We start from the raw sequence: 24936 nt of genomic DNA, 5'->3' as shown, positions 1-24936 counted from the left end.
ACCGTGAGGGTACGATGTATCGTTTGATGTTCGGGTTTATAGCGATCTCCAAGAAGCCGAGCGCGAAAGAATAGGAGAATTTATGGCGGTACTGGGGTTTCTGTTGGTCGCGATCCTGCTGATGCTTTCGCCAATGGTGTGGTTGCGGCCAAGCCGCGGCGAGACACTGCGGGGGCAGCTGCGCCGATACGTCAAGGCCAATGGTGGGGAGTTGAACTTCACCAAGGCACCGCTGGCACTGCCAAACGTCGCTCTGACGGGCTATCGACTGCGTTACCCGGGCACGGCGTCGGGTAGTGACTTCACGCTGATACGCAATGACGTTGCCAGTGACGCGCTGGAGGCGGCAACCGCCCAGTGGCGGTGGCGTCAGGCACCGTTGCCGCCACTGGACGCCGAACGGTTGCGGTCGCTCGAGCAGTGGCTGGATGCCTTGCCGAAGGATGCGCTGATCGTCGAATCCGGTCAGTACACGATGTGCGTCTGGTGGCAGGAGGGGATGAGTCTGGAGAGTTTTCAGCAGGATTGGGCAAACTGGTTGGCCATGCGCGACAGGTTGGCCGGGAGCGGGAAGAGGGCCGAAGTGCCCACCAGGCCTCTATGACGGATAGCGCCACCCTCCCGGGTGGCATCGCGATACAGCGGCGCGCGAGCCATCTCGGCGCCGTTATCGAGTCATCAACTGGCCTTGGCCTGCTCGGACTGGCGTTGCAGCTCCAGACCATTCTTCTCGATGCGGTCCAGCATGCCTTCGAAGAGGTCGATCTCGTCCGGCGTGAAGCCACCCAGCATCTCGTCGCGCACTTCGTTGACGATCTTCTCGATCTCTTCCAGCAGCGGTGTCGCCTCGTGGGTCAGATGCAGTCGTTTGGTGCGGCGGTCCTCGGCGCATGGACGACGCTCGATCAGGTTCTGCTCCGCGAGTTGGTCCAGCGTCCGCACCAGTGAGGGGGCTTCCACGCCGATGGCACGCGCCAGATCGCACTGGGCCTGGCCTCCACCCATGTTGCGCAGATTCCAGAGTGTCACCCAGCGTGTCTGAGTCAAGCCCAGTGGTGCCAGGCGTTCATCGATGACGGCGCGCCAGAGTCGCGGCAAACGTGCCAATTTAAAGCCGATATGCTGTGCCATAGCGGATTACCTGAATCGTGAACGTCCTAACATTCTCCAAAGCACCGCAGGATAATGCAAGCCACAATGATTGGCGATTAGTCGTCCTGTTTACCGTCATTTCCTAATACATGGCGAATATTCCACCCGGGGATACCCGGTGGACGCTGAATCCTGCCATCCGCGATCGTCGCGCCGTCGTTCGCCGCCACCGTGAATCGCACGCTGCCGATACGCTGTCCGGTCTGCGTGATGACGTCCACCTGCCAGCGTCCTTCCGGTTCGCCGGAGAAATTCTGCTTGTGGGTCCAGGCCCGGTAGCCCTGATCACGTCCGCCATGGATGACCAGTGCGATGCGCTCGACGACCTGACCGTCATGACGCCAGACGTGATAGATCTTCTCGCGCAGCCCGCGCGGGGCCCGGATCGCCGTATAGACGTAAAGTCCCCGCGAGCGAAGCGCCTGGGGGGTCAGCGTCATGCTGCCGGTGGGCGTCCGGGCCGCCGTATCGAAGCCGGGGGAGAGCGCGCTGCCGGATAACCACAGCGTCGCCGGCGGTATCCAGGTGCGCCCGGTCCAGGCGATGCCGCCCAGAATGATCAGCAAGCCCGCCATGGCGAGCCAGCGAGTGATGCCGCCGGGTCTGATGAGCCCGAGGACGCTGGGCAGACTGAAGAACATCATCGCCAGGATCGCCAGTATCAGGCTCTCGCCGGTGGTCAGGCTCAGCATGATCGGCAGCGTCACCAGCATCACCACGAATACGCACAATGAGTGGAGCAGGAAGTAAAGCCATCGATGTCGATTGGAGAGTCCGAAGTACAGCGGATCGAGAATGGCGAGGATCGAACAGACGATCAGCAGCCCGGTGAACACCGCCTGACCGCTGGTCCAGATGGTGGTGGCGAGGAAGAACGGCAGGCAGAAGAACAGGGTTTCCTGATGCACCATCTGGGCGATGAAAGTCGCCGCCGCGCGAGGCAGGGCCGCGTTTCGCCCCCGCCGCGATAGCCATTTGCTGGCAATGCTTTCGATGATCAACAGGGCCCAGGTCAGCACCAGTCCCAGTGCCAGCAGCCCTCCCAGCCACTGTTGTCGATTGACCAGGAAGAAGCCGAGCAGCCCCAGCACGAACGCGATGGGCGGCCAGGCCCAGTGATAACGGCGTAAACGAGTGACAAGCGGTTCCAGCCGGGCCAGTATCGAGGGCGTCACGGTCTCTTTCACGGCCACGGTCCAGGCTCCTTCGAATCGATTCACGGGGGCCGTCGGGTGAGGATCCTGAGAAGAAGTCCCTGGACCGCCGACGGGCGACACATTCTAGCGGTTGGGAATCGATTTTGCGCGACGGCGCCCAACACGGACTTCTCGACCCCGGCATTGGCGGCGCCAATCTGGGGCTGAAGAGGGTGGAGCGAGACTTTGGTTGAGCTTGACGAGCCCCGACGCGCACCTCAAGCTCTCGATATTCAAACAGTCGTATGATTTGTCCTGTCGCCGATGGCGAGGGACATTTTCGCAGTCATGGCACGGAGGTTTCCCATGCTCTATCAAGGCGATGCCATCCGGGTCGAGGTCCAGGACGGCGGTATAGCGCTTCTGACGCTCGACCTCAAGGATGAAGCGATCAACAAGCTGTCGTCTTCGGTCATTGGCGAGCTGTCGTTGGCCGTCGATGCTCTGGAAGCCGAATCTGGCTTGAAGGGGTTGATCGTCGCCAGCGCCAAGGACGTGTTCATCGTCGGTGCCGATATCACCGAATTTCATGCCATGTTCGCCAAGGACGAGGCGTTCCTGGTCGACATGAACACGCGAATCCACGCACTGTTCAACCGCATCGAAGACCTGCCTTTTCCCACCGTCACCGCACTCAACGGGCTGGCGTTGGGTGGCGGGTGCGAACTTAGCCTGACGACCGATTTCCGTGTCATGGCGGAAACCGCGCAGATCGGGCTGCCCGAGACCAAGCTGGGCATCGTGCCAGGTTGGGGAGGCTGCGTTCGCCTGCCGCGTCTGATCGGTGCCGACAATGCGATCGAGTGGATCGCGGGTGGCTCGCAGAACGATGCCGAAACGGCCTTCAAGGTGGGCGCCGTCGACGATGTCGTGCCCCAGGAAAAACTGATGGCTGCGGCCCGGGACATTCTCGACAAGGCCAATGCCGGTGATTTCGACTACCGCGCTCGTCGTACCGAGAAGGGGTCGCCACTCAAGCTCAACGCGGTCGAGCAGATGATGGCGTTCGAGACCGCCAAGGGCTACGTCGCGGGCAAGGCGGGGCCGCACTATCCTGCACCGATCGAGGCGATCCGGGTCATCCAGAAAGGGGCGGGCGAGGGCCGCGAACGAGCCCAGGCGATCGAAGCCCAGGCGTTTGCAAAGCTTGCCAAGACCGATGTCTGCTACAACCTCGTCGGCCTGTTCATGAACGATCAGGCGGTCAAGAAGAAGGCCAAGCAGTACGAGAAGAGTGCCGGAACGGTGGCCCAGGCCGCCGTGCTCGGCGCCGGCATCATGGGGGGCGGGATCGCCTACCAGAGCGCCTACAAGGGCACGCCCATCCTGATGAAGGACATCAAGCCGGAGGCGATCGAGCTGGGTCTGAAGGAGGCTCGCAAGCTGCTGACCAAACAGCTCGAGCGCGGCAAGCTCAGCCAGACCAAGCTGGCGGAGGTGCTAAGCAACATCCGCCCGACGCTCTCCTACGGCGATTTCGATCACGTCGACCTGGTGGTCGAGGCGGTGGTCGAGAACCCCAAGATCAAGTCCGCGGTACTGGCCGAGGTCGAAGCCAACGTCTCGGAAGAGACCATCCTGGCGTCGAACACTTCGACGATCTCCATCGATCGACTGGCAGCCGATCTCAAGCGGCCGGAAAATTTCTGCGGCATGCACTTCTTCAATCCGGTGCACCGGATGCCGCTGGTCGAGGTCATCCGCGGTGCCAGAACCTCCGATGCCGCCGTTGCCGCGACGGTCGCCTACGCTCGCCAGATGGGCAAGACGCCGATCGTGGTCAACGACTGCCCGGGCTTTCTGGTCAACCGTGTGCTGTTTCCCTACTTCGGTGGCTTCAGCGGCCTGGTCGAGCACGGCGTTGACTTCGAACGCGCCGACAAGATCATGGAGCGCTTCGGCTGGCCGATGGGCCCCGCCTACCTGCTCGATGTCGTCGGCATCGATACGGCCGTTCACGCCAGCGAAGTGATGGCCGAGGGCTTCCCGGATCGCATGGCCCACGAGGGCAAGTCGGCGATCCAGATCATGCTCGACAATCAGCGCCTCGGCCAGAAGAACGGCAAGGGGTTCTACGCCTACGAGGAAGACAAGAAGGGCAAGCCGAAGAAAGTCCACGACGACGAGGCGCACCGGCTGGTGGCCGAGGTCGTTCGGGAGACGCGTGAGCTATCCGACGACGAGGTCATCGCACGAATGATGGTGCCGCTCTGCATGGAGACGGTGCGCTGTCTCGAGGATGGTATCGTCGGCTCGCCGGCCGAGGCGGACATGGCATTGATCTACGGCATCGGCTTCCCGCCGTTTCGCGGCGGCGCGCTGCGCTACATCGACGCGATGGGCGTGGCCGAGTTCGTGGCGGTGGCCGAACGGCTCGCCGACGAGCTGGGTGCGCTGTATGCGCCGACGGTCCGGCTCAGGGAGATGGCCGCCAGCGGCGAGCGTTTCTACCCTGACGCCAGCGATCGCTGAATCCACCACCAATCGGAGTCACAGTCATGAGTTTGAACGCTAGAGATGCCGTGGTGGTCGATGCCGTGCGCTCGCCCATGGCCAAAGCCAGGAACGGCGCCTTCCGTCACGTGCGGGCCGAGAATCTCTCCGCCGCGGTGATGCAGGCGCTGTTCACTCGCAACGACAAGCTCGACCCCGCGGGCGTCGACGACATTCTCTGGGGGTGTGTCAATCAGACCCTCGAGCAGTCGATGAACATTGCACGCAATGCCGCCATCCTGACCGGCATTCCCCGCTCGGTGCCGGCGCAGACCATCAACCGTCTATGCGGCTCGTCGATGAGCGCGCTGCATATCGCGGTAGCCAATATCCGTGCCGACATGGGCGATTGCTATCTGATCGGTGGCGTCGAGCACATGGAACACGTGCCGATGACCCACGGCGTCGACGTCAATCCGGCGGCCAGCAAGACGACCGCCAAGGCGGCTATGATGATGGGGTTGACCGCCGAACTGCTGGGCAAGATGCACGGCGTTACCCGCGAGCAGCAGGATCAGTTCGGGTTGCGCTCCCACCAGCGTGCCAGCGAGGCCAATCGCCTGGGCTATTTCGACAACGAGATCGTGCCGATCGAAGGCCACGATGCGCAGGGTTTCCGCAGCTTGATCAAGCACGACGAAGTGGTGCGAGAAGACGCCACGCTGGAGCAGATGGCTTCGCTCAAGCCGGCGTTCGATCCGAGGAACGGCACCGTCACCGCGGGCACGTCGTCCGCACTCTCGGTCGGCGCTTCGGCGCTGATGGTGATGAGCTACGAGCGGGCCAAGTCGCTGGGGCTGAAGCCTCTTGCCAAGGTGGTATCGACCGGCGTCGCCGGATGCGATGCCTCGATCATGGGTTACGGCCCGGTGCCGGCGTCGCAGAAGGCGCTGAAGGCCGCCGGGCTCCAGATCGGCGATATTCAGACGGTCGAACTCAACGAGGCCTTCGCCGCCCAGTCGATCCCGGTGCTCAAGGATCTCGAACTGCTCGACCGGCTCGACGACGCCGTCAACCTGCACGGTGGCGCCATCGCCCTGGGCCATCCGCTGGGCTGTTCCGGGGCGCGGATCTGCACCACCTTGCTCAACGTGATGCGCCAGCAGGACACCACGCTGGGGCTGGCCACCATGTGCATCGGCATGGGGCAGGGGGTCGCCACGGTCTTCGAGCGCGTATAGGGTTCGAATCCAGGTAGGGGGTTCATCGACCACGGCCGCCTCGCCTATGCGAGGCGGCTTTTTTCGTTGGCCGCTACCCGCCGTTCAGGCGCCAAACTGCAGTTGGCCATCGGCGATTCGGGCCGTGGCCCCATAGCGCCAGGGCAGGTTGTCGCGGCCGTGGCCGATGGGAAGGCCGGCGTAGAGCGGCAGGCCACGGGGAGTCAGCCAGGTGTCGAACAGTGTCTCTATTCTCAGGTCCCCATAAGGGACGCACTCTTCGAAGGTGCCGATACAGACGGCAGCCGCCTCATCCAGCGCGCCGGCGTAAACCAGTTGCCAAAGGTCGCGCTCGAGCCGGTAGAAGGGCTCGCCGACGTCTTCCAGCACCACGATGGCGCCAGGCGGTGCCCGGAACGCCAAGGGGGTGCCGGCAACGCTGGCCAGCGTCGAGAGATTACCACCCACCAGCGGCCCCTCGATGATGGCGGAGGTGGTGGCCGTGATGGGCGTCAACGCCACGCCGTCGGCAGGTCGGCCCTCGAGCAGCGCGAGCAGCGCGCTGAAATCGCGCTGGCTCGCGGCACGCAGGGCGGGGTCATCGGATGTGAGCTTCACGCCCTCCTTCATGACCGGGCCGTGGATCGCCGGCAATCCATGGCGGTGGCACTGATCCAGCAGCACACTGAGGTCGGAGTAACCGATCAACGGCTTGGGCGCCAGCCGGCGCCAGTCGATCTCGGTGGCCAGATGCGCGCAGCCGTAGCCGCCGCGAACGGCCCATATGGCGTCGGTGTCGGGATCGGCGTAGGCCGCGTAGAGCGTCTCGAGGCGGTGGTAGACGTCCCCGGCCAGGTAGCGGTGTCGCTTCTGCAATTGGGCGGGAAAACGCACCTCGATACCGAACTGCCGCAAGGCTTCCTCGGCCTGGTCTAGTATCTCGGGACGGGTGAACGATGCCGGGGCTATCAGGCTGAACGTCATTGACATGGGGAGCGTCGTCGCAGGTTCGTCGAAGGCAAATGGAGCCCGATACGTTACGTCACTGCTGCTCGTGAGGCTACCGGCTCGACCTCCTGAACCGAGTCCGCCTGGGTCACGATGCCGATCAGGGCAGGGTGGAACGCTTCTCCGAGCTCGCGCACCTTCCACGTCGGCCCCGGGAAACCCTCGGCCTATCAGCGCAGCCTCTATCGCATGGCTCGCGACAAGATCCATCCCATGACGACCGGGTCCATCACAACAAGGGCGTTGCCGAACCGGGACTGAGTGCTAGCGACAACGCCGAACGGTCATGGACGATCCGGGCACGCTTTCTGGATCGCCGCTATCCGTCGATCATTCATGGCGTGGGCATGCACGGCGAGACCCCGCTGGTCGCCCACCACATGAATTTCGACCGATTCTCTAAGGACGGTACCCCCGAGCCAGGCATCATGACGTCGGTGGAGAGCGACATCAGGGGAGTGGGAGCAGCTGACGGGGTCAAGCTCGAGGAAGAGGTGCTGATCACCGATACCGGTATCGCGAAATTGTCGCGCTATCCCTGCAGCGACACGCTGTTGGCCGGGTGACAACCTGGGCCGGATCGGAACGGTGCGGCGGTGTCTCGTGTCACGGCCGCTCCGCCAGACGCGCGATCAGTTGATCCATCTCCATCGGGCGTCCCAGGAAGTAGCCCTGGTACTGCTTGACCCCCAGCGTTTGCAGCAGTTGCCACTGCTGCTCGGTCTCCACACCCTCGGCGACGGTTTCCATTCCGAGCAGGTTGCACAGGCCGACGATGCCCGCCAATAGATGGCGTGAACGCTGGTCCGTCTCCAGGTCATGCATGAAACTGCGGTCGATCTTGATGGTGTCGAAGGGAAGTCGCCTGAGATAGCCCAGCGAAGAGTAGCCGGCCCCGAAGTCATCCATCGCCACTCGAAAACCCTGCCGCCTGAGGTGCTCGATCCTGGCTTCCGGTGCCCGCGTGTTCTCCAGGAAGACGGACTCCGTCACCTCCAACTCGATCTGATCGGTGGTGATCCGGTGGCGTTGGCAGGCACGCCGCAGGGTGGCCGCCAAGTCGTCATCCATGACATGCAGCGCAGAAATGTTGACCGCGACTGGCAAGGGCCTGCCGGTGGCGGCGAGAAGCGCAGCGTATTGGGCGGCTCTCTCGATCGCCAGATTCCCCAGCGATGATGCCATGCCGTTGTGTTCCGCCAATGGCACGAATACGCTGGGTGGCACCTGGCCATACTCATCGGTGGTCCAGCGTGCCAGCAGCTCCGCGCCGATCACACAATTGCCACTGTCGAACTTGGGCTGGACGACGAAGTCGAGCGCTTCCTTGGCGATCGCCTCGCGCAGCCGCGAGAGCATCGATATCTGCTCCAGATTGTGATGTTTCAGCTCATGATGGTAGGCGACGATGGCGTTCTTGCCCCTGTCCTTGGCAGCGTACATGGCGACGTCCGCATGCTTGAGAAGAGTCTCGCCGTCGCGACCGTTATCGGGGGCATGGACGATGCCGATGCTGGCGGTGACGCTGATCTGATGGCCGCTGATGACCATGGGATGAGCCAGCGCCTCGAGCAGTCGCCTGGCGATCTTGTCGGCCAGTTGCCCATCGCTGCCCACATCGATCACCACCACGAATTCATCGCCGCCCCAGCGTGCGACCAGATCCTTGCTCCGTAGCGTGGCACGCAGGCGCTTGACCATGATCTTCAGCAGGGTGTCACCCGACTGGTGGCCCAGCGAATCATTGATGTGCTTGAAACCGTCGAGATCGACGAAGAGCAAGGCCAGGCTATGCCCCGGGGTGAGCTGGAGCAGGCGCCGATTCAGGGTCTGCTGAAGCGTCGCCCGATTGGGGAGCTGGGTCAGCGTGTCGATTCTGGCGAGATGCTCCAGCTCTCGCTCGGATCGCTTGCGGGCCGAAATATCGCGCAGGGCGGCGATGTAGTGGGTCTGCCCGGTATCATCCAGCGTGAAATGGCTGAGTGTCAGCTCGACGGGGACAGGGGGCTCTCCATCGACATGAAAGAGCCCTTCGTGATGCTGGGCCCGGTCGCTTCCCGCGATTGCCGCTGGATCGGCTCGCAGGACCTCGGCCTCGATGTAGCGCTGCAGCGCCTGGCCTTGTATCTCGCCTGTCGGTCGACCGCCTAGCTCGATGAAGGCGTCGTTGGTTTCCAGGATGCGCCAGCGCTCGTCCACCACCAGCATCGGATCACGTGACGCTGCGAAGGCGTGAGCTCTCACACTGCTTCGTGCCCGGTGGTCGTGAGTGTCGTCGATGATTTCCCAGGTGCCGGTGGCGATGAGTGGCGCGGCCTCTTCGTTTCTGGCGACCACCGCGCCGCGGACATGCCACCAGGTCTTGGGCTGGCGGGTGTCGGGGCGTATCAGCAGGTCGATCTCATCCTGCTCTCCGCCGTTGATGCGCCGCCAGAGCGTGACCACACGGCGACGTTCGGTCGATGGCATTGTCTTCAACAGCGACCACCAGTCGATCCGCATCTGCTCGTGCGCTTCGACGGTATCGCCCACGGCCGTGCCACACAGGAAGCCACGATCGGGAGAGGACCAGCGCCAGTAGGAGGTCCGGGCGGCTGTCATCGCCTCCAGCAGCCAGCGACGATGAGTCTCGTTCCCGGTCATCGCGCGTTCCGTCGTTACCGAGGTCTTCGGTGTCTCTCCGATCGTTTTTCCGGCATCGGGGAGTTGGTCACTCTGTGGATCGTCATCGATGGGCATGAATTGAGATCTCGATCGCGCTGAATGGCGAAATGCAATCCCGCGGCGTAATGGAGACCGTATCGGCGCATTCAGCGAGAACTTGAAGCCTGGGTGTAGCTCATGCGCTTTTGCCTCCACTCATGATCGCGAGTGCTCCCTTGTCGGGGGCGGACCCTAGAACAGTGCAATGGCGAACAGGCCCAGAACCGCGAGAAAACCCACCACGAAGATTGCCGAACGCAGGGTGGAAAGATCCAGTGCGTAGCACAGGCCGTGGCCGATCCGGGCCAATACGAAAACGATGCAGGCGACGTCCACCAACCAGCCGCCACCCCCCACCGTCGTGGCGGCCACGATGGCGGCGGTGAACAGGGCCAGGGCTTCCCAGGCATTCTGCTGTGCGGCCCACAGACGGGCGCCTTTGCCTTCGATCCGCGCGTACTGCTGGCGCGGGTGGTGGTTGTCGATCTGCCCAAATTCACGCCGTCTGACAGCGCTGCCCCAGAAGGCCAGCCAGAACGGCAGCAGGGCGGTTATCAGCAGGCACCATAGCGGCAGATTCATCACCATCCTCTCGACCGGATCTCATATGCGACGCTACTCCGTCGCTCCTAACCAAGGTAGCAGATCGCTTGCCGGCCGTTGCTCCAGTGTCATCACGATATCGAGAAGCGGATCCACTGCTTGCCGAGCACCGGTTCTATCAACTGGCGATACCTGGTCCCGATTTCGGTGTCGCTGAGGGGATTGGTGGGATTGCCACGAGCCCCGCCGGGCTCGTTGGCCAGCACCCGGCCATCGTCGAGCGTGACAGTGCCATGCGCCCAGCACTCTGCCGAGAATTTCGCATCGTAGTCGTCATGACGATGGACGTGAACGCGGCGAGCCAGGGCCAAATGACGTCGATGGCGCACGTCAGCCACTGGCCGGCGCTGTGGTGGCGGGAGGGTTGCCCTCCTCGACGCGGCCGAGGATGCCGGCGACATCCGTCAAGGTCGATGTATCGAGTCGGCCGACGGCTGCATCGAGATAGGTACGATCCTTGAGATAGAGACATAGCGTCTCGACCAGGCGGATGCGCAGATCGTAGAGCGAGGAGCGCGCATCGAGTACGTCGACCAGGTCCCTCAGGCCCAGCGACTCGCCTCGGATCGCCGCCTGCAGGAACAGGCTGCCCGATTCCACCGAGCGCTGCAGGGCCTCGATCTGGCGCAGGTCGCCTTGCATGCTTCTCAGGCGTTTGCGGACTTCCTGCTTGGCCAGGCGGCTCTCGTTCTCCATCGATGCCGTGCCGGCAAGCGCCGTCAGTTCCCCCTGGCGAATGCTGGCGGTCGTATATCCGCCCTGGTAGAGCGCCAGGTTCATCTCCACGCTGGCGGTCAAGTCGCTGCTGGTTCGCAGCGCATCGTTACTGTCGACATCGCTGTAGCCGACCACCAGGTTGAGCTCGGGATAGCGAGAGGCGCGACGCACGTCAGTGTCGATTCTGGCGACGCGCTGACGCTCGGCGGCCAGCTGGACCTGGGGGTTGTCGCTGGTCAGCGCCAGCCAGCCCTCCAGGGGCATCGACTCCGGAGCGATGGAGAGGTTCTCCGGCGTCTCGATCAGCACCGGATCGAATAGCAGTGGCGTGCCCGTCAGGCGTTCGAGATCGCTCGACGCATTGGCCAGGTCGTTCTCCGCGGAGGTCTGGTCGGCAACGGCCTGATCCAGGCGCGACTGGGACTCCAGCAGGTTGATACGGTCGCCGATACCCAGGTCGTAGGCACGCTGCGCCTGACGCTGCTGAAGCACCAGCGATTCCCGCTGCGCGATCAGCAGCCCCAGCTTGCGCGATGCCTGGTAGGCCTCGAGGTAGGTCTCGATGACCTTGACCGCCAGGTCCCTCTCGGCGACGGCTACCTGCAGCGTCGCGGCGTCCATCTGCGCGCGGGCCTTGCCGACCCGGCGCCAGCGCTCGAGACTGAACAGCGGCTGTGTCATGCGCAGTTCCCAACTGGTATCCCGGGTCTTGCCGGCCACGCGGTCGTCGTAGACTTCGTCCGGATAGTCGTCAGGGTTTTCGGTATAGATGTTGTCGGCATCCGTGTAGCGATAGGCGGCCGTGGCGTCGAGTCGCGGGCGCAGCCCGGCCTCCGCCATCGGCACCTCCTGCGCCACCGACTGGCTGTCCAGACGCTGGCTCTGCAGGCCGCTGTCGTAGCTCAGCGCCAGGGCGACGAGTCGCGGCAGCGACGGTAGCGGCGCCGGGACGGTGGTGGCCGATGCGCCGGTCGACGGCGTGGTCTCCAGTGGCTGGGCATGTGTCGGCGTGGCCAGAGCGACGAGGCATCCGGCCAGGATCCAGGGTCGTATGGATGACATCACTCTTCTCGCATCGCTCTTGCCAGCATGTCGCTGAACGGTTTGAACATGTAGCTGGCAAAGGTGCGATCCCCTGTCTTCAGCATCACTTCCGCCGGCATACCGGCCAGCAGCTGCATCGAAGAGGTCATCTTGGCATGCCCCACGTCGGTCACTCTGATGCGTGCCTTGTAGTAGTGCGTCCGCGTTGCCTCGTCTTCGAAGCTATCCGCCGAGACATGGCTCACTTCGCCCTCGATGACGTTCGAGAGACGCTGGTTGAAGGCGCTGAATCGAATCTCGGCGGGCTGGCCGGCGTGGACATTGTCGATGTCGCGATCGGGAATTCTCGCTTCGACGACGAACGCTTCGTTGGCCGGGACCACCTCCAGGATCGTATCGCCGGAGCGAATGACCGCACCCTGGGTGTGAACCTGCAGGCCGACGACGGTGCCCGAGACAGGGGCCACGATGGCGGTCCGCTGCACCTGGTCGCGCAGGGCGGTTACCCGCTCCTCGGCATCCGTGACCTGGGACTGTACGTCCTTGAGATCCTCGCCCACGCCCTGGTGGTAGTCCTGCAGGCGAATCTCCTTCTGGAAGCCGTTCTCGCTGATCTGCGAGCGCAGCTGCGCCACCTCGGCACTGTGCTGCGCGTTTTCCCCCTGGTACTGGAGCACCTGACGCTCGAGTTCGCGCAGGCGCTGATTGTCCCCCAGCCCCTCCTTGAACAGTGTCCGGTAGTCGGCGGCTTCCCCGGACAGCGAGTTGATCTTGGATTGGTTTACCTGCCGCAGCCGCTCGAGGCCGGCAATCTGCTCCTGCATCTGATGGGCCTTTTCGTCGAGCGCGGAGAGCGCATCCTTCAGCGACTGGCGACGAACCTGGAACAGTCGTTTCTGGACATCGACCACCGCCTGGACGCGAGGAGAGACGTCGCCCAGCAGGGCGTCGGGGAACGTCATGGTGTCGCGATCGCTCTGCTCGGCCAGCAGTCGGACCTCGCTGGCCAGGGCAATGCGGTACTCCGATTCGGCGATGGAGAGTTTGGCCAGCGGCTGGGTATCGTCGAGCACGATCAAGGGATCGCCGGCGCTGACGTGATCGCCATCCGCGACCAGGATGCGCTTGACGATGCCGCCCTCGAAGTGCTGCACCTTCTTGGTCGAGGTCTCGACGGCAACCGACCCTGGTGCGACAACGGCAACCGCAAGGTCGGCGGTCAGCGACCAGAGCACAAATCCGCCAAGCGCGAACACCAGGATTCCCAGACCCCATCGGCGGCTGGCATCGTCACGGGTCGGCAACTGGGCCTTGGGGGCGCCGAGCGAGATCGGTGTGGAAGAGGCTGGCGTCATGGCGTCGGCGGCTCCGGTGACAGGGGCGGGAGAGAAGGGGCGTCGCCGGCGTTGCCGCGGGCGCGCATCCGGATCGAGTGGACGGCGGCGCTGCCCGCCTGCTGGGCGTCCGGGGCTTTCGCCACCGGTTTTCGCGATGGGGCGCAGGAGACCATGCGGCCCTCCTGGAGGACGAGCACACGATCGACATGATCGAGAATGGCCGGCGCGTGGCTGATGATGAATAGCGTGGTGCCCTGGGACTTCAGCTGCCGCAGACAGTGCAGCAGCGCACGCTCGCCACTGGCGTCGAGATTGGCATCGGGCTCGTCGAGCACGACCATAACCGGGTTGCCGTACAGGGCGCGGGCCAGACCAAGGCGCTGGCGCTGCCCACCGGAGAGCACACCGCCGCTGCCGCTGATCTGGGTGTCGTATCCCGCCGACTGGCGAAGGATCATGTCGTGCACGCCGGCCTTCTGCGCTGCCTCGATGACGCGTGTCGGGTCGATGTCACCGAAGCGCGCGATATTCTCGCTGATGCTGCCGTCGAACAGCTCCACGTCCTGCGGCAGATAACCGACGAATGGCCCCAGCCGTTCTCGCGGCCATTGACCGATGTCGGTCCCCCCGATCCTGACGCAGCCGCTCTGAACCGGCCAGACGCCCAGCATGACGCGGGCCAGCGTCGATTTCCCGGCGGCGCTGGGCCCGACGATGGCGATGTGCTCGCCAGGGTTGACGGTCAGGCTGAGCTCCCACAGCGTCGGTAGCGTGTCGCCGGGCGGGGCGGCTGTCACCGCTTCGAGCGCGAGCCGCCCGACAGGAGGCGGCAGCGGCATGCGCTGGGGGTCGCTTGGCACCGCGACGAGTAGCGCCTGGAGTCTGGCGTGTGCCGTGCGTGCCGCGACGAAGCCTTTCCAGCCGCCGATCATCTGGTCGATGGGCGCCAGGGCCCGGCCCATCAGGATGGAGCCGGCGATCATCATGCCGCCGGTCAGGCTGCCCTCGATCACCAGCAAGGCGCCCAGCCCCAGAATCAGCGATTGGAACAGGACCCGCAGCGTCTTCGACACGTTGCTGAGGACACCGGCCCGATCACTGGCGCGTGATTGGTTGACGAGATAGTCGTGGTGCTTCTCCCGCCAGCGGGCGAGGAGGTGGGGGAGCATTCCCATGGCTTGGAGCACCTCGGCGTTGCGCAGGTTGCTTTGGGCCAGATCCTGGGACTGCACGTGTTCGCGATTGGCTTCGTTCAACAGTGACTGGGTGCTCTTCTCGTTGATCCAGGCCAGGGCCAGCAAGATGCCGGCGGCGACGGCGGCAAAGATGCCGAACCACGGATGGAAGAGTGTCAGAATGGCGATATAGACCGGTATCCAGGGCGCGTCGAAGAACGCGAACAACCCGTTCCCGCTCAGGAACTGGCGTAGCGTCGTCAGGTCGTTGAACGGCTGGGCCGAGGGCTTGCCCGACACCAGCAGGGCTCTCTTGAACGTAGCCTGATAAAGACGTTCATTGATCTGCATGTCGAGCCGGTTGCCAACGCGTACCAGGATGCGCGAGCGCACCAGGTCCAGCGAGCCCATCACGACGAACAGAAACACCACGACCAGCGTCAACATCAGCAGGGTTTCGGGACTACGCGTCGTGATGACTCGATCATAGACCTGCAGCATATAAATCGACGGGGCGAGCATCAGCAAGTTGATGAACATGCTGAACAATAAGATGTAAAGAAAGGCACGGCGACTATTGGAGAGTGCCTTTTGAAGATCGGTCTTGTCGTCGGGTTGGGCCACGGTGTTGTCTCTTGTAACGTCAATTTGGAAAGTGGCATCGAAAGGTCCTGTCACGTTTAGCATGCGGAAATTGTGAACAAGTTTACAAGCGCGGTCTCGGCCGGCGTCTCCCGGTTAAATTTGGTTTCTGGTCCGTTTGTGTCTAGTTTTATGTATTTGTTTCAGTTAGTTATTGGTTTCCTGTCTGGCTTTTTCACGTATTCTTTAAAATATGGATCAATAAAAATGGAAATGTTAACCGGCGGGGGCTGCGCATTTTTCATGACAGGCTGGCGTCTGGATTTAATACCTTTTTCTGATATTTCTGGTTGTTGAAAATTTTTGTAATTTCCATTGTTATAGGGCGGCAGGCGAGAAATTGGCAAGTCGATGAAAGTGCGCTGGAAATAGACCGTCGCCAGTGAAAATGCCACGTCTTTCTCGTCAAACTCGTTTCCGGAGTTTGAGAAGTTTCAACTTTGCGCGGACAGCGAGAAACGATAGCTTGCGACCGATAAGACTTTGGTCCTGAGTCTCGTTATTCATATCAACCACGACAGGAACTTCCCGTCAGTCAATTGACGGGACGCCGGCATCGTGTCTGCACGCGCCTGGCGAGCTCCGGTCATCCGAGGCTCGTCACATAACCACCATCACAACGCGTAGGGGCTCTATACATGTTCACGTTATCCATCATCGATGCCCAGACCGGAGCTATCGTCGAGTCGTTGGGGCAGGGTGCGGCCGTGACTCGCGCTCTCCTTGGCGAGGACCACTGGCTCGAGGCGACGCCCATCGGCAGCAGCAGCTTCGATGCCAGCGACGTCGCGGCCGTCTCGCTGACGATAACCGACTCCACGGGCACTCCACTGGAATTGATGGCCACCGAGAGCCCCTACCGGTTCCTCCTGCCCTCGGACCTGGAGCGGGGGCTGACCAATCTGATGCTGGATGCCCAGGACATCGACGGTCAGTTGCTGGCCGGTAGCGAGCAGTCGACGGATATCGAGATCGTCAACGAGCAGGGGTGGTCGGGCAACGTCTTTACCTTGCAGGGTGAGTCGCTGATACCCGACGATGGCACTTCGGTCGCCGATACCGTGATTCGTGACCCAGCCAACCCCGAAACCACGGCCGCCGCCGGGTCCGATGGATTATGGAACGGGTCGAGCGGCCCGGGCTATCTCGACATGGGGGGACAGATAGGGGATGCCGCCCAGTTCGAGGTGCAGGTCGAGACGGCCGGCACCTACGAGCTGGATGTCCGGTATGCCGGCAGCAGTGCCAGCGGCGCCTCGCGTCCGATGTCGGTGCTCGTCGATGGCGTCGCGCAGGGGAACTTGACGTTTCCCTCCACCGGCTCGGGCGTCGCGGGGTGGGAAAACTGGCAGCACGCCACGCTGACCCTGAGTCTGGAGAGCGGGGCCAATGTCATCCGCCTGCAGAACCTGGTGGGGGGTGGGCCCAATATCGATAGCCTGACGCTCACGGCGATAGCCGGGGACGATGCACCGGCGTCACTGATCATCCAGGCTGAAGATACGGAACGGGTTTCCATCGTCGACAGTGGCTCCACCAGCAGCAGCTCCCTGACACGAGTGGTGGATAGCGAGCACCCCGATGCGCTCGGCAATGTGGGAGCGGGGGCCTTGGGTGGGGGCTATGTCGATTTCGGCACCGACGCCGGGGACGCGGTCACCTTTCATGTCGAGCCGGATGAGGTCGGCGTCTATAACGCCACCATTCGTTACGTCAACGGCGGCACGGGGGATCGGCCGCTGCTGGTATCGATCAATGGTGCGGAGCCGACCCTGGTGTCGTTTCCGCCGACCGGTTCCTGGTCCAACTGGAGCGAGGTCAGCGTATCGGTACCTCTCTCGCAGTCAGAGAACACGCTGACCTTGACGCTGCCGTCGGTGGCGCAGGGTGGCGTGGCCAATGGCCCCAATATCGATCAGGTCAGCTTCGACTATGTCGAAGCGCTCCCGGCGGATCCCACACTGGTGTTCTCGATCGAAGGTGAGGCATTGACGATCGACGACGGTTCATCGGCCGCCGATACCGTGGTACGCGATGCCGGCAACCCCGAGCCGACTGGTGGCGGAGCCGACCGGCTCTGGGGGGATTTTACCGGAACCGGTTATCTGGACATGGGCGGCCAGGCCGGCGATGCAGGATCTTTCACAGTCAATGTCGCCAGCGCGGGGTCCTACCTGCTGACGATTCGCTACGCGGCAAGCGGTGCGAACGACAGGCCGATGGCGCTATCGGTCGATGGCGATTTGCAGGGCACCATTGCTTTTCCGTCAACGGGACTCAGTAGCGCGGGCTGGGAGAACTGGACGGAGACCACGGTCCAGATCGAGCTCGGTGCGGGCGACAATCTGGTTCGACTCGCCAACATCGGCAATCTTGGGCCCAACATCGACAACCTGTCGATTCATACGCTGCCCGACAGCGGCGATCCGGGTCCGGAGCCGGGAGACCGGTTCGAGGTCAAGATCAACTTCCAGCCCAGCGGGGCGGCAACACCGGATGGCTACATCGCCGATACCGGGCAGGCCTTCGGGCAGCAGGCCTTGCAGGTCAACGGACAGACGTTTCAGTACGGTTGGGTAACCGCGGCATCGATCGCCGACGGGACCGCCAACGGCACGACGCCGATGGCGATCGCCGGGCAGGATGCCGATGCCCTCGGCAATCGCGCCGGCACGCTGCCCGGGGTCGACCCGCTGCAGGCGACCTATGCCGGCTTCGACAAACCCGGATACAGCCAGGCCGCCGGCTGGGAGATCGAACTGGAAGACGGTTACTACGAGGTCACGATCTCCATCGGCGACAGTGGTGGCGCCTACGACAGCGTCAACCTCATCAACGCCGAGGGCGAAGCGTTCAACACGCCCTTCGCCTCGATGCGACCGGACGGTTTCCCGGCGGACGGAGATCCGACCAACGACAGCGACGGTTATCGCTCCAGCCTGGTCACGCGGATCGTTCAGGTGACCGATGGCCGTCTGACCCTGGATTCGATCGGCGTCGGCAGCGACAACACCGAGATCCAGTACATCGAGATTCAGTCCCTGCCGGATCTGACGCCCGGCGACGATCGTGAAGCCCCGGCGGACTATGCCTTCTTCACCGATCCCAGAGCGGTGGCTGGAGTCGGGCAGCAGCAGGTGGAGGTTCATCTCCAGGCCGACGACGGCACCCTGCCGGTCGGTATCGACCCCACCTCCGACTTCTTCATCGGTATCTCGGTCGTGGAAGGGCGCGGCGGTGCACTGCTGGAGAGTCTCAATGACGGTTCGGTGAAGCTCTTCAACACCGTGACCGGTGAGGCGGTGGCCTTCAACATCAACACGACTGGCGGCTTCGACTCGCTGACCATCTCGCCGGTGGAGGCGCTGGACGAGTACACCAGCTACACGCTGGTGATCGACGGCTTCCAGGATCGCGGCGACAACGAGGATCCCAGCGCCCCGACAAGGGAGTTCCAGAAGTTCACCACGACCTTCGTCACCGGCGCCGAACCTGTCGTCCAGGACAGCGAAGTGGGCTTCGATACGAACGTCGAACTGAACGGTGCCGAAGACGGCGCCTATCTGTTCAGCTCCATTACCATGTCTCCCGACTACACCAAGATCTACGTCTCGACGCTGGGCGGCGAGGTCAAGCGATTCGACGTCGACCCCATCACCGGCGGGCTCTCCAACGAACAGACCCTGGCGCTGGACTATTTCCAGACCGACGCCGGCGCCCGCGGCATCGTCGGCCTGAGCTTCGATCCCACCGATCCCAACGTGCTGTGGGTGACCGACAACTATCCCATCCCGCTGACCGGGCGCGACAACGGCGTGCCGGACTTCAGCGGGCGAGTCAGCAAGATCACCATCGACGACACCGACGCGACGTTCTCCGGTTCGGCGGAAACCTATATCACCGGACTGCCGCGCTCCAACGGGGATCATGTCACCAACAGCTTGGTGTTCCACGCCAATCCGGCGTTCGATGCCGTGACCAACCCCGACGTGCCGCCTTATCTGATGTATGTCTCGCAAGGGGCCAATACCGCCATGGGAGGCGATGACAGCGCTTGGGGAAATCGTCCGGAGCGGCTCCTGAACGCGGGCATACTCGAGATCGATCCCTATCGTGATGCACCGGCGGGGGGCTTCGACGTGTCGACCGAGCCGCTGCCGACGGACGGCTCCAACACCCGCTACGAGGACGACGACGGCGACCTCAAGAACGGCCCCATCGATATGGGGGGCGGCCAGTTCCTGGTCTTTGCCGAGAACGGTACCGCGACGATGCAGGACGCCAACGGCAACGTACTGATCGACTATTACGATCCGTTCGCCTCGGACGCCGTGCTCAAGATCTATGCGACCGGCATCCGCAATGCCTACGATCTGGTCTGGCACTCGAACGGCAACCTGTATGCGCCGACCAACGGCTCCGCCGCCGGTGGCACCACGCCGGACGATCCCTCGACCGCCTACAACGAGGGGCTGATCAACGTCGGTATCGAGGATGACTGGCTGTTCCGCGTGGAGCAGGGCGGATACTACGGGCACCCCAACCCGCTGCACGATGAGTACATCCTCAACGGCGGTAACCCGACCACTGGCACCGATCCCAACGAGACGGACGAGTACGTCGTCGGCACGAACCCCGACAGCAACTACCGACTCGACGACGCCTACTCCTTGGGTACCAATCGCTCGCCCAACGGGGCGATCGAGTACACCAGCAACGTGTTCGGCGCAACGCTCGATGGCAGTCTGCTCTTCGTCGAGTACTCCGGGGGCGACGACATTCGATGGATCTCGCTGGATGAGAACGGCAACGTGTCGAGCGACAACGTGCTACGGGACGTGAACGGCAATGTCATCAAGTATGTCGATCCGCTGGATATCATCGAGAACCCGCTGACCGGCCAGCTCTACCTCATGACCCTCAATCGCAGCACGGGTGAGAGCCAGGTCGTACGCCTGGATCCAGTGCCTGGCGATATCATTGATCCCGGTGAAGGAGATGTCGAATTGACTACTATTGCCACCATCCAGGCCGAGGACGAATCCCTGGCCGTCATCGCCTCCGGCGCCGGTGCCCAGATCGTGATTCGTGATGGAGACACACCGGAACCCACTCCCACCAACCCACCCTACGGCATCCGGCCAGGCGCCTTCGGGATGGACGGCAATACCGACTATAGCGACGGCACCGTGGGCGGCTACGCCGATTTCGGTTCGACCACGGCCGATTTCATCACCTTCGACGTCGATGTGAGCGCCGCCGACGCTGGCGATGCGGTGCTCAGGGTGCGCTACGCCAACGGCGGAACGGGAAACCGGCCACTGGAAGTCTTCGTCAATGACGAGAGCGTGGGGATCTTCGCCTTCGCACCGCCGGTCGGCGTCAGCGGCAACGCGGCCTGGAATACCTGGCAGACGCTGGACATTCCGGCCGAACTGCTGGCTGGCGCCAACTCGGTCCGCTTGCAGGCGATCACCAATACCGGCCCCAACATCGATCAACTGGAAGTCCTGATCGAGGACACGACCCCCGGTTACGCGGTCTACGAGGCCGAGACGGCAGTGCTGCAGGGCGGCGCCATCGTCGTGCCCGAGACCCAGACGGACCGCGATGCATCCGGCTCCGGTTTCGTGGACTTCGTCGGCAGCGGTAACCAGAGCATCACCTGGAACGTGGATGTCGACCAGAGCGGTATCTACGAGGTGGCTTTCCGATACTCGCTGACCACGGGTAAAGCCGACCGTCCCTTGGGATTGACGGTCAATGGCGTCAACTATCCGACCGTCAACTTCCCCGCGGAGAGCCAGACGGTGAGCGACTGGGTCTATCAGACCGTCGAGATGAGCCTGACGAAAGGCAGCAACGCGATCACGGTGATCGCCCCCAACGGCGTCGGGCCCGACATCGATTCGCTGGAGGTGCCCGACGCGCCGCTGGCCAATGCCGGCGCTGGCGAGATCAGTGTGGTCAGCACCGACCCCGCCTTCTTCAGCGACCGCATCGCCTTCAACTATCTCGAGGACAACGATGCCACCAGTTCTTCCCCGGTACCCCGCGAGTACAAGGACAGTGGCTCGGTCATCATCACCAACAACGGTACCGGCGAGCTGTCGATCGGCAGCGTGACGCTGAGTGGTCCCTTCATGCTGGCGGACGCGGATGCGCTGGACGATCTCCGACTGGCACCGGGACAATCCGTCGAAGTGGGCGTGCTCTTCAATCGCGCCGCCTACACGCCACCGGCCAGCAATGCTGCCGATGGCGTGTTCGAAGGCGTGATGACCATTGCCTCGGACGACGTCGACCAGCCGGTGACCGAGATACAGCTGGCCGGTTTCTGGGCGGCACGGGACGAAGGTGGCTGGGAGCCCAACCTCAACGAGATCTGGAGAGTGTTCGGTTTCGGCAATCACATCGATGGACTCTCGACGCTGGATGGCGGCGGTCAGTCGGTGTTGCAGAACTTCGATCTCTACCAGGCCGTCAACGACCAGGAAGTGCTCTCTCGCTACTGGCAGATCGCCGACGGTGTCGAGTCGGCAACGGTCACCCAACTGGCGGCATTGCACGGGTACAGCGGGGCGCTGCTGGCGCTGCACGCGCCTGGCGACAAGTCGGCCCGGACCGCGCTGAGCAATCACGACAGCCTCTACAGCCAGTCGTTCCTGCCGCAAGTTGCCAATGGCGACTACGCGACGGCGACTTTCAATCGGGGCCGGATCCCCGATGGCTGGGCCGGCGACGACATCTTCGGTATCTCGGTCGCCAACCTCTCGACCGATCCGTCGCTCAATCCATCCGGTGGCGGCACGCCGCCGGCGGAGGATGCCGACATCGAGCGTGGCTACACCGTGCGGGTGTTCCAGGCCTACGACACCGCCGGTAACGCCATCGCCAACACCTATTTCGTGGCCATGGATTACACCGGGATCAACTATGACTATAACGACAACGTCTTCCTGATCGAGGGCATTCAGCCGGCAACCCGAACCCCCTTCAACGAGACCGGTACCCCATGGGCCGTCGATCAGGACGGGCTCACGCTGGATGCGGCGCTGTTCGACGAGGGTGCGCCTCATCTGACCTACGAAGATTCCAGCGAGGTCCAGATGGGGACCAATTTCCGCGAAGGCGGGGTGGACATTCGCGGCAATGGCGATGCCATCGGCTGGATCGAGAATGGGGAGTGGGTCGAATACACGCTGGAAGTGGACCAGGCCGGCGTCTACGACCTCTCTTTCCTCTCGGCACTGGGTGCGCAGACCGGCGCGGCACGATCGATCACGGCCACCTTCGACAACGGCGCCGGCGTCTACGAGGTCGCTACCATCGGCGTCGACTTCACGGGGGGATGGAACACCTTCGTCCCGACCGATAGTCAGCAAGTGGCGCTGGAAGCCGGTACCCAGACGCTGCGACTGACGTTCAACGGTGGCTCACAGAACCTGGAGTCGTTCAGCCTCGCGCCCGCCGCCCAGTCTGCCTTCAACGCGTCGGGAACGCCGTGGGCCGTCGAGGATGGGCTGACCTTGAACGCCGGGCTCTACGATGATGGCGGCGCCGAGGTTGCCTACCACGACAGCAGCGAGGAGCAGTTGGGTGTCAACGCCAGGAACGAGGGCGTCGACCTGCGCGACAACGGCAATTCGATCGGCTGGATCGCCGACGGCGAGTGGGTGGAGTACACCATCGACGTCGCCGCTGCGGGGACTTATCAGCTCTCGTTCGCGGCTGCCACGATGTCCAACGGCCGCACCGTCACGGCCAGCGTCGAGCAGGACGGCGCCACCTATACCAGTGCCGCCCCCCATGCCGTGACCAATACCGGAGGATGGAGCAACTATCAGGCCAACAACGGCATCGAACTGGATCTTGCCGCCGGCGAGCAGACGCTCCGGCTGACGTTCAACGGAGGCGCGATGAACCTGCAGTCATTCACGCTGACCCCGGAGAACACGGTGGCGACCGCTTCTCCCATGGCAACGAGGATGGCGAGCGGGGACGATTCGAGCCTGATGCAGACCATGGAGTTCGAAGGGTCTGTCTTCAGCGACGACGTCGCCGTGGCCGGTGTCGACCACCCGGATACGGTGGGTGTTGCCTGACGCGCTCCCCGGGACACCGACAGGCCGGGCACTCGCCCGGCCTGTCGGTGGCTAGCCGGACCGATAGGCGTGGGGCATCTCGGCCAGAATGCCGCGACCGCCGGACAGGGTGAGGGCTAGATCCTGGAGACAGTCCCAGATGGGGAGCGCAATGGCACCCTTGATGGCCAGGTCGATACGCTGGGAGAACAGCAGCAGTTTGTGCAGGCGTCGTTGCGGCAGCCGTTTGAGTGCCTGCTGATAGCCGGGACGGCGCTTCTCGGGAATCATCGGTCGTTGAGCCTTGCAGGCGTGCTCCAGGCTCTGGCCCTGGTCCAGGTGCTGGAAGATCGACAGCAGAATTCTCAGCTCTCGTGTCAACGCCCATAGTATGACGGGCGCCTCGACCCCTTCCTGACGCAGGCCGCGGACGATCCGCACGACTCGGTCGCGATCACCCTTCAGACAGGCGTCGGAAAGCGTGAAGACGTCGTAACGCGCGCTACTCTCCACCCCGTTGGCGATGGCGGCGGCATCGAGACGGGCATTGGGGGGCAGCAGCAGTGCCAGTTTCTGCAGCTCCTGGTCGGCGGCGAGCAGGTTGCCTTCGGTGCGCTCGCCGAGCAGGCGGGCCGCCTCCATGTCCATGCTGAAACCGTAGCGGTTGGCCCGGTCGCGCATCCAGAACCCCAGGCGCTGATGATCCACCGGCCACACCGGAACGAAAAGCCCCAGCTTGTCGAGCGTCTTGAACCACTTGCTCGACTGCGCCTTGCGATCGAGTCGCTGACTGGAGAGCAGCAGCACGTTGTCGCTGTCGCCGGCCTGCTCGGCGTAGGCCTCGAGCGCCTTGCCGCCCTCCTGACCGGGGGACTGTCCTCCGAGTCGAAGTTCGATCAGCTTGCTCGAGGCGAACAGCGAGAGACTGGATGCGGACTCCAGCAACTGCGTCCACTGAAAGCCGGACTCGACGTGCATGACTTCCCGCTCCTCGACGCCTCGCTCGCGGGCGACCCGGCGGACGGTATCGCACGCCTCGAGGTGTATCAGCGGTTCGTCTCCGGCGATCACCACCACCGGCGGCAGGCGCTTGTTGAGCGACTCTTCCAGCTTGTCGGGAAAGACCTTCATGGTGTCTCGAGTGCGTCCAGCCGATCGATCAACTGAGTGGCCGCATCGCGTCGCAACCGTTCGATGGCGTCGGTGCGCGCCTCCTCCCCTGAATAGATGTCATCGGTGGAGAGCAGTACCGTCGTCGACACTTCGAGCTGCTGCTGATTGAGCAGATAGGCGCTGTCCGAGACGCGCTGTACCGAGAACGGGGCGGTCAGGGTGATCGAGGTCTCCCGGCTGCCGGAATCGGATCGCGTCAGTCGATTCTCGCCGATCCGCTCGTCGCCGAGGTTGAGGCGCAGGTCGGCATTCTCGACAACCCGCGTGCCAGCGCTCTCGAGCGAGCGGCGAACTTCCTCGCTGAACGGGGAGATGTTGGCGCTGAGGCTCAGCTCCGGGATGTCCAGGGCCGGCTGATGCAGTCCTCGGAGCTGGAAGCCGCAGCCGGCCAGTACGGTCAGCGATACGGCCATCAGGCCGGCCAGAGCGGTGCGACGCATCATGAAAAG

General features: G+C 63.3%; 17 protein-coding genes. 5 read left to right on the top strand and 12 right to left on the bottom strand.

All coding sequences use genetic code 11. From position 1 onward, the window contains the following. The first annotated feature begins 82 nt into the window (after positions 1–82). Entirely contained in the window at positions 83–604 is a 522-nt protein-coding gene (locus AAGT95_RS18175) for a preprotein translocase subunit YajC (protein WP_110599058.1), read from the top strand. Between the two features lie 74 nt (positions 605–678). On the opposite strand, the gene slyA is transcribed toward AAGT95_RS18175, so the two are convergent. After that, entirely contained in the window at positions 679–1131 is a 453-nt protein-coding gene (gene slyA / locus AAGT95_RS18170) for a transcriptional regulator SlyA (RefSeq protein WP_110599060.1), read from the bottom strand. 77 nt (positions 1132–1208) lie between these two features. Further along, complete coding sequence (locus tag AAGT95_RS18165; RefSeq protein WP_342588715.1) at positions 1209–2345, bottom strand: DUF5924 family protein; 1137 nt, start codon at positions 2343–2345, stop codon at positions 1209–1211. 309 nt (positions 2346–2654) lie between these two features. On the opposite strand from AAGT95_RS18165, the gene fadB reads away from it, so the two are divergent. Continuing rightward, positions 2655–4820 carry a fatty acid oxidation complex subunit alpha FadB gene (gene fadB / locus AAGT95_RS18160; protein WP_342594712.1) on the top strand — a complete coding sequence of 722 codons (2166 nt, stop codon included), beginning with the start codon at positions 2655–2657 and terminating at the stop codon, positions 4818–4820. Positions 4821–4846: 26 nt separating this feature from the next. Next, positions 4847–6022, top strand: coding sequence for an acetyl-CoA C-acyltransferase FadA (gene fadA / locus AAGT95_RS18155; protein WP_110599064.1), 1176 nt, complete (start codon positions 4847–4849; stop codon positions 6020–6022). 84 nt (positions 6023–6106) lie between these two features. Here the strand turns inward: fadA and AAGT95_RS18150 are convergent, their stop codons facing one another. Continuing rightward, positions 6107–6991, bottom strand: coding sequence for an LD-carboxypeptidase (locus AAGT95_RS18150; protein ID WP_342594711.1), 885 nt, complete (start codon positions 6989–6991; stop codon positions 6107–6109). Positions 6992–7119: 128 nt separating this feature from the next. On the opposite strand from AAGT95_RS18150, the gene AAGT95_RS18145 reads away from it, so the two are divergent. Further along, positions 7120–7575, top strand: a complete 456-nt coding sequence (locus AAGT95_RS18145; protein WP_342594710.1) for a hypothetical protein — start codon at positions 7120–7122, stop codon at positions 7573–7575. A 40-nt stretch (positions 7576–7615) separates the two neighbouring features. On the opposite strand, the gene AAGT95_RS18140 is transcribed toward AAGT95_RS18145, so the two are convergent. The 7 genes from AAGT95_RS18140 to AAGT95_RS18110 form a co-directional block, all read right to left on the bottom strand. After that, on the bottom strand, positions 7616–9652 hold the full coding sequence (locus AAGT95_RS18140; protein WP_342594709.1) for a putative bifunctional diguanylate cyclase/phosphodiesterase: 2037 nt from the start codon (positions 9650–9652) through the stop codon (positions 7616–7618). Positions 9653–9904: 252 nt separating this feature from the next. Next, positions 9905–10294 carry an MAPEG family protein gene (locus AAGT95_RS18135; protein WP_342594708.1) on the bottom strand — a complete coding sequence of 130 codons (390 nt, stop codon included), beginning with the start codon at positions 10292–10294 and terminating at the stop codon, positions 9905–9907. Positions 10295–10386: 92 nt separating this feature from the next. Further along, positions 10387–10644 (bottom strand): hypothetical protein, encoded by a 258-nt coding sequence (locus AAGT95_RS18130; RefSeq protein ID WP_342594707.1) that lies wholly within the window; start codon positions 10642–10644, stop codon positions 10387–10389. Between the two features lies 1 nt (position 10645). After that, the gene (locus AAGT95_RS18125) at positions 10646–12094 is read right to left on the bottom strand and encodes a TolC family protein (protein ID WP_342594706.1); all 1449 of its coding nucleotides are present in this window, start codon (positions 12092–12094) and stop codon (positions 10646–10648) included. After that, the gene (locus AAGT95_RS18120; RefSeq protein WP_342594705.1) at positions 12094–13431 is read right to left on the bottom strand and encodes an HlyD family type I secretion periplasmic adaptor subunit; all 1338 of its coding nucleotides are present in this window, start codon (positions 13429–13431) and stop codon (positions 12094–12096) included. Before AAGT95_RS18120 ends, AAGT95_RS18125 begins: the two co-directional genes overlap by 1 nt. After that, positions 13428–15212, bottom strand: a complete 1785-nt coding sequence (locus AAGT95_RS18115) for a type I secretion system permease/ATPase (RefSeq protein WP_342594704.1) — start codon at positions 15210–15212, stop codon at positions 13428–13430. The genes AAGT95_RS18120 and AAGT95_RS18115 overlap by 4 nt, the downstream gene beginning before the upstream one ends. A gap of 161 nt (positions 15213–15373) precedes the next feature. After that, on the bottom strand, positions 15374–15625 hold the full coding sequence (locus AAGT95_RS18110) for a hypothetical protein (protein ID WP_342594703.1): 252 nt from the start codon (positions 15623–15625) through the stop codon (positions 15374–15376). 243 nt (positions 15626–15868) lie between these two features. Here AAGT95_RS18110 and AAGT95_RS18105 point away from each other — a divergent pair, with 243 nt between their 5' ends. Beyond that, positions 15869–23335, top strand: a complete 7467-nt coding sequence (locus AAGT95_RS18105; protein ID WP_342594702.1) for a carbohydrate-binding protein — start codon at positions 15869–15871, stop codon at positions 23333–23335. Between the two features lie 51 nt (positions 23336–23386). Here the strand turns inward: AAGT95_RS18105 and holA are convergent, their stop codons facing one another. Together holA and lptE are read right to left on the bottom strand one after the other, a co-directional pair. Further along, entirely contained in the window at positions 23387–24445 is a 1059-nt protein-coding gene (gene holA / locus AAGT95_RS18100; protein WP_342594701.1) for a DNA polymerase III subunit delta, read from the bottom strand. Beyond that, positions 24442–24930 (bottom strand): LPS assembly lipoprotein LptE, encoded by a 489-nt coding sequence (gene lptE / locus AAGT95_RS18095; RefSeq protein WP_342594700.1) that lies wholly within the window; start codon positions 24928–24930, stop codon positions 24442–24444. The genes holA and lptE overlap by 4 nt, the downstream gene beginning before the upstream one ends. Positions 24931–24936: the final 6 nt, after the last annotated feature.

It is taken from the genome of Salinicola lusitanus (assembly GCF_038648475.1).
Classification (GTDB): domain Bacteria; phylum Pseudomonadota; class Gammaproteobacteria; order Pseudomonadales; family Halomonadaceae; genus Salinicola; species Salinicola lusitanus.
This window is presented reverse-complemented; position numbering and strand designations above follow the sequence as displayed.